Source organism: Methylobacterium persicinum (genome assembly GCF_022179525.1).
Lineage (GTDB): Bacteria > Pseudomonadota > Alphaproteobacteria > Rhizobiales > Beijerinckiaceae > Methylobacterium > Methylobacterium persicinum.
In genome coordinates this window covers 60571-72730 of record NZ_BPQX01000014.1, presented here as the reverse complement: position 1 = coordinate 72730, position 12160 = coordinate 60571, and the positions used below count along the sequence as shown (strand labels likewise).

General features: G+C 71.1%; 14 protein-coding genes. 10 read left to right on the top strand and 4 right to left on the bottom strand.

What is annotated here, in order from left to right; all coding sequences use genetic code 11:
• Positions 1-3: 3 nt before the first annotated feature.
• Complete coding sequence (locus MFF22_RS04970; RefSeq protein WP_238247841.1) at positions 4-147, bottom strand: hypothetical protein; 144 nt, start codon at positions 145-147, stop codon at positions 4-6.
• A 332-nt stretch (positions 148-479) separates the two neighbouring features.
• On the opposite strand from MFF22_RS04970, the gene bchO reads away from it, so the two are divergent.
• From bchO to MFF22_RS04925, 9 genes are all read left to right on the top strand, one after another.
• Positions 480-1379: an alpha/beta fold hydrolase BchO gene (gene bchO / locus MFF22_RS04965; protein WP_238247839.1), complete on the top strand. Its 900-nt coding sequence runs from the start codon at positions 480-482 to the stop codon at positions 1377-1379.
• Positions 1380-1456: 77 nt separating this feature from the next.
• Entirely contained in the window at positions 1457-2224 is a 768-nt protein-coding gene (locus tag MFF22_RS04960) for a gamma-glutamyl-gamma-aminobutyrate hydrolase family protein (RefSeq protein WP_238247838.1), read from the top strand.
• A 102-nt stretch (positions 2225-2326) separates the two neighbouring features.
• Positions 2327-3670 carry a nickel pincer cofactor biosynthesis protein LarC gene (gene larC, locus MFF22_RS04955; protein ID WP_238248026.1) on the top strand — a complete coding sequence of 448 codons (1344 nt, stop codon included), beginning with the start codon at positions 2327-2329 and terminating at the stop codon, positions 3668-3670.
• Positions 3667-4488, top strand: a complete 822-nt coding sequence (gene larE / locus MFF22_RS04950; RefSeq protein ID WP_238247837.1) for an ATP-dependent sacrificial sulfur transferase LarE — start codon at positions 3667-3669, stop codon at positions 4486-4488. The genes larC and larE overlap by 4 nt, the downstream gene beginning before the upstream one ends.
• A complete protein-coding gene (gene larB / locus MFF22_RS04945; protein WP_238247836.1) occupies positions 4485-5171 on the top strand; it encodes a nickel pincer cofactor biosynthesis protein LarB in 687 nt (228 codons plus the stop codon). Before larE ends, larB begins: the two co-directional genes overlap by 4 nt.
• 71 nt (positions 5172-5242) lie before the next feature.
• Entirely contained in the window at positions 5243-6352 is a 1110-nt protein-coding gene (locus MFF22_RS04940; protein ID WP_238247835.1) for an aldo/keto reductase, read from the top strand.
• A gap of 195 nt (positions 6353-6547) precedes the next feature.
• Positions 6548-7576 carry a cyclase family protein gene (locus tag MFF22_RS04935; protein WP_238247834.1) on the top strand — a complete coding sequence of 343 codons (1029 nt, stop codon included), beginning with the start codon at positions 6548-6550 and terminating at the stop codon, positions 7574-7576.
• Positions 7577-7672: 96 nt separating this feature from the next.
• A complete protein-coding gene (locus MFF22_RS04930) occupies positions 7673-8620 on the top strand; it encodes a 3-hydroxyacyl-CoA dehydrogenase family protein (protein ID WP_238247833.1) in 948 nt (315 codons plus the stop codon).
• A complete protein-coding gene (locus MFF22_RS04925) occupies positions 8617-9372 on the top strand; it encodes an SDR family NAD(P)-dependent oxidoreductase (protein WP_238247832.1) in 756 nt (251 codons plus the stop codon). The genes MFF22_RS04930 and MFF22_RS04925 overlap by 4 nt, the downstream gene beginning before the upstream one ends.
• Positions 9373-9516: 144 nt before the next feature.
• Here MFF22_RS04925 and MFF22_RS04920 read toward each other — a convergent pair whose 3' ends face one another.
• The 3 genes from MFF22_RS04920 to recF form a co-directional block, all read right to left on the bottom strand.
• The gene (locus MFF22_RS04920; RefSeq protein WP_238247830.1) at positions 9517-10107 is read right to left on the bottom strand and encodes a histidine phosphatase family protein; all 591 of its coding nucleotides are present in this window, start codon (positions 10105-10107) and stop codon (positions 9517-9519) included.
• A gap of 43 nt (positions 10108-10150) precedes the next feature.
• Positions 10151-10546, bottom strand: a complete 396-nt coding sequence (locus MFF22_RS04915; RefSeq protein WP_238247828.1) for a VOC family protein — start codon at positions 10544-10546, stop codon at positions 10151-10153.
• A 79-nt stretch (positions 10547-10625) separates the two neighbouring features.
• Positions 10626-11768, bottom strand: coding sequence for a DNA replication/repair protein RecF (recF, locus tag MFF22_RS04910; protein ID WP_238247826.1), 1143 nt, complete (start codon positions 11766-11768; stop codon positions 10626-10628).
• Between the two features lie 141 nt (positions 11769-11909).
• On the opposite strand from recF, the gene MFF22_RS04905 reads away from it, so the two are divergent.
• Complete coding sequence (locus MFF22_RS04905; protein WP_238247824.1) at positions 11910-12110, top strand: hypothetical protein; 201 nt, start codon at positions 11910-11912, stop codon at positions 12108-12110.
• The last annotated feature ends 50 nt before the right edge of the window (positions 12111-12160 follow it).

Below are 12160 nucleotides of genomic sequence, written 5' to 3'. Positions count from 1 at the left end.
CGCTCAGAGATCGCCGCCGATGCCGGCCTTGGCGAGGCGCTGGTGATGCGAGATCCAGGACTGGAGCATCCCGCGGACGATCGCGGGGAAATTCCAGCCGGCGAACGGCGTGCCGGCGGTCTCGGCCGTGGGGATGAGAGGTATCATGGCCTACTCCTGAGGTGGGGATCCGTCGTGTTCTTGAGGACCGGGACCATGCCCTGCCTCCCGCACTGCAACAAGGACGGCGGCGACACGCGTGACATGCGGTTTCCGCATGGATTTATCGTGTCTTACGAAATACTTCAGGGTATGAAGAATAGCGCTCCGATCGGCGCCGCTTTCCACCCTTCCGACGCCGACGGGGTCCCGGCTCCCGGTCGTTGTTGCAGTGCCGAAGGCCGGCGGCGGGGCGTCCGTTGCCTTATCCGCCGCGAAGGCTCCACCCCTCACCCAGCGGTCGAGGCGATGCCCCAAGCTTTGAAGACGACGAGGCCCCCTTGCTGAGCTTCGACCACCCCGACCGGCCCGACTGGAACACCGACGGCCGGGATTGGCCGCACCGGGCGGCGAGCCGCTTTGTGCCGGCGGGCGGCCTCACATGGCACATCCAGGAATTCGGGGATGTCGGCGCTCCGGTCCTGCTGCTGCTGCACGGCACGGGGGCGGCGACCCATTCCTGGCGCGGGTTGGCGCCGCTGCCGGCGGAGCGGTTCCGGGTGATCGCCCCGGATCTGCCGGGCCACGGCTTCACCGATCCGCTGCCCGCCGGCGACCTCTCCCTGCCGGGCATGGCCAAGGCCGTGGCGGCCCTGGTCACGGCCCTCGGCCTCGCCCCGGCCGTCGTGGCCGGCCATTCCGCCGGGGCGGCGGTTCTGGCGCGCATGTGCCTCGACGGTCTCGTCACCCCGCGGCTGCTCGTCGCGTTCAACGGCGCGCTGGCCCCCTTTCCCGGCGCGGCGAACCTCCTGTTTCCTAGCATCGCGCGGCTGCTGTTCCTCAACCCGTTCACCCCGCGGATCTTCGCCTGGACCGCCGACCGGGCCGCCGTCCGCCGCCTCATCGAGGGGACGGGCTCGCGCCTCGACCCCGCCGGCCTCGACCTCTACCGCCGGCTCTTCGCCCGGACAGGCCATGTCCGGGGGGCGCTCGGCATGATGGCGAACTGGGACCTCGACCGCCTGCACAGGGACCTGCCCCGGCTTGGGCTGCGCACCCTGCTGATCGTCGGCGGCGACGACAAGGCGATCCTGCCGGACACCGCCTTTACCCTGCGCGACCGGCTGCCCGACGCGCGGGTCGCCCTCGTGCGTGGACTCGGCCATCTCGCCCACGAGGAAGCGCCCGAGCGCGTGGCGGAGATCCTGATCGAGGAGGCCGGCCTGCTCGGGATCGTATGAGAATGGGGGCTGGCGCCCGAGGTACCGAACCCCTACCTTGTGTATAACGAATACAGGTCTGGGAGTGGTGGGCGCGAATGGCAAGGCCAGCAATCGGCGTCATAGGCAATGCGCGCCTGCTCGACGACCGATTTCCGGCCCAGGTCGTGGGCATGAACAATCTCCGCTCCCTCGCGGAGGTCGCCGGCGTCCTGCCCCTGATCTTCGCCGCCTGCCCCACGGTGACGGGGATCGGTGACCTCCTCGACACGGTGCATGGCGTGCTGCTCCCCGGGGGCCGCGCCAACATCCATCCCCGGCGGTTCGGGGTGCCGCCGGCCCCCGTCTACGAGCCCTACGACGAGGCCCGGGACGCCCTCGCCCTGCCCCTGGTGGAAGCCTGCGTGGCCCGGGGCGTTCCGATCTTCGGCATCTGCCGTGGCTTTCAGGAAATCAATGTCGCCTTCGGCGGCAGCCTCGATCCCGAGATCCGCGACATTCCAGGCCGTCTCAACCACCGGATGCCGCGGTTGCCCGACGGGCAGATCCATCCTGATCCGGACGTGGTCTTCGCCGAGCGGCACGAGGTCCGCCTGACGCCGGGCGGCGTCTTCGCCGATCTCATCGGTCGGGACCGGATCCGCGTGAACTCCCTCCACGGCCAGGGCATCCGTTCCCTGGGCGACCGGGTGGTGGCCGAAGGCATCGCCGAGGATGGGACGATCGAGGCGATCCGCATCGCCGAGGCGCCGGGCTTCGCCCTCGGGGTGCAATGGCATGCCGAGTACGACACTGCCGCGAGCCCGATCAACCGGCCGTTGATCGAGGCCTTCGGCCGGGCCGTCTCGGAGCATGCCCGGGCCTGACGGGGACCATCCGCGACCTCCTGTCCCGGCCGGCTTGCCGCCACCGGCCCGAGCCCGATGTCGCGCTCCCCGGCGCCGGATTGCGCCCTAGCTTCCGTCACGATGCAGATCCACTTCGATGCCCTGGGCGGGGTCGCCGGCGACATGGTCGTCGCCGCCCTCCTCGATGCCTTCCCGGACCATGAGGCCGGCGTGGCCCGAAGCGTGCGCGCCGCCCTGCGGAAGGCAGCCCCGGAAGCTGCGGAAGGCACCGTTTGCACCCTCGCGGCCCATTCCGACGGCATCCTGACCGGCCGCCGCTTCAAGGTGACCCGCGACGGCAAGCCCGCCGAGGAGAACGGACCCCGGCATCACGAACACGCGCACCACCACGATCATGGCCGCCACGATCATGGGCACGATGATCACGGGCACGATCATGGGCATCACCACGATCACGCTCCTCACGATCACGCCCGCCACGGCCATCGGCACTGGTCGGGGATCCGGCAGGGCCTGACCCGGGCCGATCTCGCCCCCGATGTGGCCCACCACGCCCTGGCGATCTTCGGGCACCTCGCCGAGGCCGAGGCGCGGGTTCACGGCATCCCGGTGGATGAGGTGGCCTTCCATGAGGTCGGCGCCTGGGATTCGATTGCGGACATCGTCGCCGCCGCCCATCTCGCGGCGGCCCTGAAGCCCACAGCCTGGACGGTCTCGGCACTGCCGCTGGGGGGCGGCCGCGTGCGGACGCAGCACGGTCCGCTGCCGGTACCGGCCCCGGCCACCGCGCTCCTCCTCGACGGGTTCGCGATGATCGACGACGGCATCCAGGGCGAGCGGATCACGCCCACGGGTGCGGCGATCCTCCGGCACCTGTGCCACGGCGCCGCCCAGCCGACCGGCGCGCGGGTGCTGCAGCGGACGGGGACGGGCTTCGGCACCAAGACCCTGCCGGGGATCAGCAACTGTCTGCGGGTCCTGGCCTTCGACGAAGGCGAGGTGGCCGCGCCCCGGGCGGGCCGCCGGGACATCGGCGTCGTCGAGTTCGAGGTGGATGACCAGACCGCGGAGGATCTCGCCCAGGGCCTCGACCGCATCCGCGCCCATGGCGACGTCCTCGACGTGGTGCAGATGCCGGCCTTCGGAAAGAAGGGGCGGATGACGACCCATGTCCGGGTGCTCGCCCGCGCCGGGAGTGTCGAGGCGGCCATCGAGGCCTGCTTCCGGGAGACCACGACCATCGGCCTGCGTTACCGCATCGAAGCCGGCATCGCCCTGCCGCGGGAGAGCGTGACCGTCGCGGCCGAGGGCCGCGAGGTCCGGGTCAAGACCGTCGCCCGGCCGGGCGGGCCCACGGCGAAGGCCGAGGCCGACGACGCCCTGGCCGGCGAGGATCACGCCGCCCGCGCCCGCCTGCGCCGGGCGGCCGAGCGCATCGCCCTCGAACGGGGAGGCAAGGAATGACCGGCTCCGCCCGCGACACACTCGAAGGCGTCCTGCGGGAGATCGGCCCCTTGGCCGTCGCCGTCAGCGGCGGCGTGGACAGCCTCACGCTGGCGGCCCTCAGCCACCGGATCCTCGGGCGCGGCGCGGAGATGGTCCATGCCGCCTCGCCCGCCGTGCCCGGTGAGGCGACGTCCCGGGTGCGCGCCGAGGCCACCCGGGAGGGATGGGCGCTGCAGGTGGTGGAAGCCGGCGAGTTCGCCGATGCCCGCTACCGGGCCAACCCGGTGAACCGCTGCTTCTTCTGCAAGACCAACCTCTACGGGACGATCCGTAAGGTGACGGACCGGCAGATCGTCTCCGGCGCCAACCTGAACGATCTCGGCGAGTACCGGCCCGGCCTCGATGCCGCCCGGGAGCACGGGGTACGCCACCCCTATGTCGAAGCGGGCCTCGACAAGGCGGCGGTGCGGGCGCTGGCCCGGGAGCTCGGCCTCGGCGAGGTGGCGGAACTGCCCTCGGCGCCCTGCCTGTCGAGCCGGGTCGAGACCGGCCTGCGGATCGAACCCGAGACGCTGGCCTTCATCCACGCGGTGGAAGTCATGGTGGGCGGCGCCCTCGGGCCGGGCAGCGCCCGCCGTGCGGTGCGCTGCCGGGTCCGGGCGGCAGGGGTGGTGATCGAGCTCGATCCGACGAGCCTGGAGGCCCTGGCCGGTCCGCAGCGGGACGATCTCGTGAAGCGGATCGCCGCGGCCGCGCCTGCGGACCTCGCGGCGCACGGCGTGCGGTTCCAGCCCTACCGGGTCGGCAGCGCCTTCCTCACGGGAGATGCCGCATGAGCGCCAAGGACGAGATCACCCTCGACTTCGGCCGGGCCGAACGGATCGGGCTGGAGGAAGCCATCTATTGTGCCGGCAAGTCGGCGCAGCAGATCGACGCGATCCTCGATGCGGCCGCGGAGCGTGGCGCCCGTTTCCTGCTGACCCGGCTGGATGCCGAGAAACTCGACGCCCTGCCGGGCCACCATCGCCGTGCCCTCGATTACTGCCCCGTTTCCCGCACCGCCTTCTTCGGCGAGGCTCGCCCGGTGGAGGGTCCCCCCGCCGTGGCCGTCGTGGCGGCGGGCACGTCGGACGTCCCCGTCGCCCGGGAGGCCCTGCGGACCCTGCACTACCAGGGGCGGGGGGCGACCCTCGTCGCCGATGTCGGGGTCGCCGGCCTGTGGCGGCTGACGCAGCGCGTGGAGGAGATCCGCGCCCACGCCGTCGTCATCGTGGCGGCGGGCATGGATGCGGCGCTGCCCAGCGTCGTCGGCGGCCTCGTGGCCGGGCCGATCATCGCCGTGCCGACCTCCGTCGGCTACGGGGTTTCGGCCGGCGGCCACACGGCGTTGAACTCGGTGCTGGCGAGCTGCGCACCGGGCATCACCGTCGTCAACATCGACAACGGGTACGGGGCGGCCTGCGCGGCCCTGCGCCTCCTGTACGCGGCCGAGCGCCTCGCCGGCCGTGCCGAACGATGACGGCCGGTGGCCGTTGATGCTCCCAGAGACCGGAGCGTCCCGATGAATCAGCACATCCCACGGAGACGGACATGGAACGCCGTGATTTTCTTAAAGGGGCGGCCCTTGGCGCCGGCCTCGCCGCAGCCAGCCCTGCGGGGGCGGCCGTGAGCGACCCCGGACTGCCCAACACGCGGCCGCAGGACCCGGCCGACCTGCCCCTCATCACCGATCCCGGCGAGCGCCGGGGCGAGATGCTCTATCGGACCTTCGGCAAGACCGATGAGAAGATCTCGGCCATCGGCATGGGCGGGTTCCACCTCGGCAAGAGCGCCGTCACCGACGACGAGGCGACCCGGCTGATCCACGAAGGGATCGACCGCGGCATCACCTTCATGGACAATTGCTGGGACTACAACGACGGCCGCTCCGAACTCCGCATGGGCGCGGCCCTGTCGCAGGACGGCTATCGCAACAAGGTCTTCCTGATGTCCAAGATGGACGGGCGGACCAAGGAAGAGGCGCTCAAGCAGATCGACCAGTCGCTCCTGCGCCTGCGCACCGATCACATCGACCTCGTCCAACACCACGAGATCCTGCGCTTCGACGATCCGGATCGGGTCTTCGCCGAGGGCGGCGCCATGGAAGGCTTCATGGAGGCCAAGAAGCAGGGCAAGCTGCGCTACATCGGCTTCACCGGCCACAAGGATCCGCGCATCCACCTGCAGATGCTCGCCGTGGCGCAGGAGCGGGGCTTCCACTTCGATTCCTGCCAGATGCCGGTCAACGTGATGGACGCGCATTTCCGCTCGTTCAGCCACCTCGTGCTGCCGCACCTCGTCCGCGAGGGCATCGCGCCGCTCGCCATGAAGACCTTCGGCGACGGGGTGATCCTGAAGTCGGACGCGCCGATCAAGCCGATCGAGTACCTGCACTTCTCCCTGAACCTGCCGGTCTCGGTGGTGATCACAGGTATGCAGAGCCAGCGCGACCTCGATCAGGCGTTCGAGGCCGTGAAGACCTTCCAGCCGATGGACAAGGCCAAGGTGGCCGAGCTCCTCTCCCGCTCGAAGCCCTATGCCCTGGAAGGCAAGTACGAACTCTTCAAGACCAGCGCGACCTTCGACGGCACCGCCAAGAACGCGGCGTGGCTCGGTGACGACGTGCAGAGCGTCAAGAAGCTCGCGCCGACGATGCAGTAAGGGGACGGCCGGCGGGTGGCTCCCCGCCGGCCGTCCGCTCTTCCCGCCTGACGAGGATCGCGACGATCCCCGCAGGCGGTGAGAGGGCAGCCGCGCAACGTCACGGTTCGCCCGTTCCCGCCCCTTGCCGCGACCATCCGGCCGGGCGAACCTGACTCGACGCCGCGTGAGACGGCGCGTGAGGGAGGACAGCCGATGAACCCGCGCTGGACGCGGCGGCCGGAGGGCTCGACCTGGGGCGATTTCGGCCCCGACGACGAGCGGGGGCGCCTCAACCTGCTGACGCCGCAGAAGGTGCTGCAAGGCGTCGCCGAGGTGCGCGAGGGCCTGACCTTCTGCCTGAGCATGCCCCTCGACAGGCCAGGGGGCAACGTCCTCAATTCCCGTCGCCACCCGCCGAAGATCACCCCCACCAAGCGGGCCAACGGCAAGCCGGTGACGAACTTCCTCGTCTGCGAGGAGGTCGAGGGGGCGAGCGACGTCATCTGCGACGACCTCGCCGTGATCCACCTGCAATATTCGACGCAATGGGATTCCCTCGCCCATGTCGGCTCGCTCTACGATGTCGACGGAAGCGGGAAAGGCCCGACCTTCTACAACGGCTTCCGCGGTGGCCGGGACATCGTCGGCCCCAGCAGCGCCGCGGAGGCGGACAGCCCCTCCCGGGCCAAGCGTCTCGGCATCGAGCGCCTCGCCGAGGCCGGGATGCAGGGCAGGGCGGTGATGATCGACCTGCGCGCCCATCTCGGCGACGCGAGGACGTCCGTGGGCTGGGAGACGCTAGCCCGGATCATGGAGGCGGACGGGGTTTCGGTGGAGGCGGGCGACATGGTCTGCCTGCATACCGGCTTCGCCGAGCGGCTCCTGGCGATGGACGGCACACCGGACCCGACCCTCGTGCACAACCTTTGCGCCGGGCTCGACGGGCGCGACCCCGGCATCCTCGACTGGATCACTCGGTCGGGCATCGTCGCCCTCATCGCGGACAACTACGCCGTCGAAACCTATCCCGCCGGGCCGGCGCGGGGGGATTGCTGCGCCATCCTGCCGCTCCATGAGCACTGCCTGTTCAAGCTCGGGGTGAACCTCGGTGAATTGTGGCACCTGACCCCCCTTGCCGACTGGCTCCGGGCGAAGGGCCGCAATCGTTTCCTGCTCACCGCGCCGCCCCTGCGCCTGCCCGGCGCAGTCGGCTCGCCCGCCACCCCCATCGCCACCGTCTGATGATGGATCGCAGCCCCTCCCGTCATTGCGAGCGACGTGAAGCAATGACGGCGGTGCGTGGCGACCCCTGAAGAGCGAAACGGAAAGGACTTCCGAATGGAGATCGCAATCGTCGGCGGCGGGCTGATGGGGCACGGGATCGCCCTGGTGCTGGCGCTGGCCGGGCACGGGGTGCGGATCACCGACACCCGGGCCGAGACCCGGGACGCCGTTCACGGCCTGATGGCCTCGGCGCTGGCCACGCTGCGGGATGCCGGTGCCGCCCCCGACGGCTGGGACGAACACCGCCTCGCCGGCGCGGTACAGATCGAGGCGGAACTGCCCGCCACGGTGGAGGGTGCGGGCCTCGTGATCGAGGCGATCACCGAGAACCCGCAAGCCAAGCAGGCCCTCTTCGCCGAACTCGACCGGCTCTGCGCCCCCGACGCGATCATCGCCAGCAACACGAGCTACCTCGACGTCTTCCCGCTGATCCCCGAGCGGCGCCAGAGCCGGGCCCTGGTGATGCACTGGTACACGCCGCCCTACATCATCGATCTCGTGGACGTCGTGCCCGGCCCCGGAACCGATCCGGCGGTGATCGCAGCGATGGCCGACCTCGTCAGCGGGCTCGGGCAGAAGCCGGTCGTGCTGAAGCGCTTCGTGCCGGGCTACATCGCCAACCGCATCCAGCAGGCGATCAGCGCCGAGGTGTTCCACCTCCTCGATGAAGGCTACGCCACGCCCAGGGAGATCGACGAGGCGATCATCCACGGCCTGTCCCTGCGTATCCCGATCCTCGGCCACCTCGCCAAGGCCGACTTCACCGGGCTCGACCTGACCCGGCGGGCCCTGGCCAACGGCTCCTACGCACCGCCGCAGGCCCGCACCCGTTCCGAGACCCTGGACGACCTCTGCGACCGTGGGCGAACGGGGGTGATGGCGGGACAGGGCTATTTCGACTGGGGCGGCCGGGACCCGGCCGACCTTTTCCGCGAGCGTGACCGCAAGCTGCTGGCGCTCAAGAAGGCGATGGCCGGGATCGGCCGGATGGAGGGGACATGATCGGCGCAGATCTCTCGGGCAAGCGGGTGCTCGTCACCGGTGCCTCCTCCGGCATCGGGCTCGCCACCGTTACCCAGTTCGCCCGTAACGGCGCGACGGTCGCCCTCAACCACCTCCCCGACGACGACCGCGGGCCCGCCATCGCGCAGGCGCTGGCGGACGAGGGTCTCGCGGTCATGCCCCTTTCCGGCGACGTCTCGCGCCCGGGGGAGGCGGAGGCGATGGTCGCGGAGGGCATCGCCCGGCTCGGCGGCCTGGATGTGCTCGTCAACAATGCCGGCACGTCGGGCACCACCGCCCCCATCGCGTTCGAGAACCTCGACGCCATGACCGAGGCGTTCTGGGAGACGATCCTCTCGACCAACCTCGTCGGGCCATTCCGCTGCGCCCACGCGGCGGCCGACGCCCTGCGGGACAGCCGCGGCGCCATCGTCAACACCGCCTCGGTGGCGGGGCTCGGCCGGAGGGGGTCGTCCATCGCCTACTCGGCGAGCAAGGCGGGGCTCATCAACCTCACCCGGAGCCTCGCCTTGGCCCTGGCGCCGCAGATCCGTGTCAACGCCGTCGCACCGGGTCTCGTCGAGACCCCCTGGACCGCCGCCTGGCCCCCGGAGCGCAAGGCCGCCACGGTGGAGCGCACCATGCTCGGCCGCTTGGCGAAGCCCGAGGACATCGCCGAGGCGATCTTCTTCCTGGCCGCGGCGGCCTACATCACCGGCGAGACGATCACCGTCGACGGCGGAGGGATGTAGGGGCAGTCGGGAAAGTCCCGAACCGCTTCACCGTCCTTGCGGGCGTAGCGAAGCAATCTAGGGATGCGCCCCGTCCCGAGGCGTCCCGCTGCCCTGGATTGCTTCGCTGCGCTCCCCCCCGCAGAGGGGGAGCGGGCGTTGCGCTCACGCCGCCACTGTCTTGGCGTCGAGGTCGAGCTCGATCGTGGCGCAGTTCTCCAGGAACGTGCCGGTGAGGTGGTAGAAGAACGTCCCGTGGCCCACCACGGCAATGGTCCGCTCCGGCCGGGCCCGGAGCCAGTCCCGGAAGCCGGCGACCCGGCGGTCGAACAGGGGGCGGGGCTCGATCGGCAGGCCGAAGGTCAGGTCGGCGCCCTCCTCGGCGTGCCACCACACCTCCGGCAGGTGCCCGACATCCAGATGCGGGAATTCCGCCGCCAGCTCCGAAGCCGCCCGGCCGACGTCACAGCTGCTCTCCTGGCACTCCCGGTGCAGGACCTCGACGAGGATCCGCGGCTCCCTCGGATGGCCCTCGAAGGCCAGCGCCGCGGTCTGGATCGCCCGGGTCAGGGGCGAGACCACGACGAGGTCGAACGGGATGTCCCGCAGGCGTGCCCGGGCCGCCCGGGCCTGCTCCTCGCCCCTGGGGGTGAGCCGCGCATCGCGATGGTTGGGATCGACCCCCGTGGCCCGGTGGGCGGCGTTGAAGGTCGATTCCCCGTGGCGGATGCAGACGATACGCGTGGTGTCTCGCATGGGACCTGAAGCTGGACTGTGAAACGGGTTGTGCGGGAATGGCTTACGAGAAGCGGCCGCCACGCTGGATGACCTCGATCTTGTAGCCGTCCGGGTCGGTGGCGAAGAAGAAGGTCGCGAGCGGAGTGTCGCCGTGCTTCAGGGTCTTCACGTCGGTGACGGTGAAACCCGCCTCCTTGTGTTTGGCATGCTCGGCCTGAAGGTCCTCGACGACGAAGGCGAGGTGACCGTAGCCGTCGCCCATCTCGTAGGGCTTCTCCCGGTCCTTGTTCACCGTCAGTTCCAGCTCGAAGGGCGAGGACGGGTCGCGCAGGTAGAGCAGGGTGAAGTCCGGGAAGTCGAAACGGTCGGCCGGCTCCAGGCCGAAGGCGCGGGAATAGTAATCGCGGGAGCGCGCCTCGTCGCGGACGCGGATCATGCTGTGGACTGGCTTGGCCATCGGGTCGTCGGTTCCGTGAGTGACGCGGCTGATGTGGTGCGGTCGGGCGATCCGGGAAGGGCGGCCGGGTGCCGCCTGCTCACCGCCCGATCCTGACGGTCTCGATCATCGCGCCGGCCGGTGCGAAGGCTTCCGGATCGGTGCCGGTCATCCAGACCTGACCGGACAGGGCGTCGAGGGCCTCGAACAGGCCGAGCCTGCGGCGGGGGTCGAGATGCGCGGCGACCTCGTCGAGGAGGATCGCCGGGGCGATGCCGCTCATCGCCCGCACCAGCCGCGCATGGGCGAGGACGAGGCCGATGAGCAGGGCCTTCTGCTCCCCCGTCGAGGCGGTGCCGGCGGGCACGTCCTTGGGACCGTGGCGGACCACGAGGTCGGTCGTCTGCGGGCCGGTGAGGGTGCGGCCGGCGGCCCGGTCCCGGTGCCGGCCGTTGCGGAGGGCGAGGCGGAACCGGTCCTCAGCCTCGATGGCCGGCCAGACCGCCACGAGGTCGTCGAGGTCGCCTTCGAGACGCACGGAGGCCCAGGGGAAGGGTTGCGCGTCGTCGCGGTTCTCGGCGATCAGCCGGTCGAGGCGTTCCACCGTCTCCCGGCGCGCCAGGGCCACGGCGACGCCGAGCTCCGCGATCTCCCGCTCGATCGCGTCGAGCCAGCGGTCGTCCTGGCCGGGCTCGTCCAGCAGGCGGTTGCGGGAGCGGAGAGCCCGCTCCAGCGCCGAGACCCGCGCCCCGTGGCCGGCATCGACGGCAAGGACCAATCGGTCGAGGAACCGGCGGCGGTCGCCGGCCGGGCCGCGGAAAAGGGCGTCGAAATCGGGGGTCAGCCAGACCACCCGGAAGAACTCGCTGAACGCGACGGGCGAGGAGGCCGGCGCGCCATCGACCCGGCACAGGCGGCTTACCCGGCCATCCGGTCCCGGGGGTTCCAGCCCGGTCCCGAGGCGGCGCTCGGCCCCGTCCCGGTCGAGGGTGAGCGAGACCGCGAAGCCCCCCGGTCCCCCGTTGCGGGGCATGGCGGAGAACTCCGCCCGGCGCAGGCCGCGACCAGGGGCGAAGAGCGAGATGGCCTCGAGCAGGTTGGTCTTGCCGGCCCCGTTCTCGCCGACCAGGGCCACGAGGCGCGCGTCGGGCTTCAGGTCGAAATCGGCATGGTTGCGGAAGTCGCGGACGATCAGGCGGTTCAAGCGCTGATCGGGGGCGGCCTGGTTTGGCGCGTCTGGCATGCGGCTGTGTTCGGGGCCGGCTCGAGGGTCCTGCGGGGGATGACGACCGCTGTAACGGCTGCGCGCGGGATCGCCAATGCGACCGGCGGGGCGAACCCTCTCCGGTTCCGGCGCGTTTCGGAGGACCGAGGAGACTCCGCCATGAAGTTCCGCACGCTCTTGCCCTTCGCCGGCCTCCTGCTGCTCGCCGGCTGCAACGACCAGAAGGCCGAAACGCCCAAGCCCCCGCCGCCGCCGGCCGCGCCGACCCCGCCGCCGGCTTCCACGGCCCCCACGCCTCCAGTCACGCCCGCCCCGGGCGCGCCTGCACCGGCCAATCCAGGGGCTCCGGCCAACCGCTGAGGACCGGGTCAGCGAAGAAGGGCCGCCCCCCCTCTCCCCGCTTGCGGGGA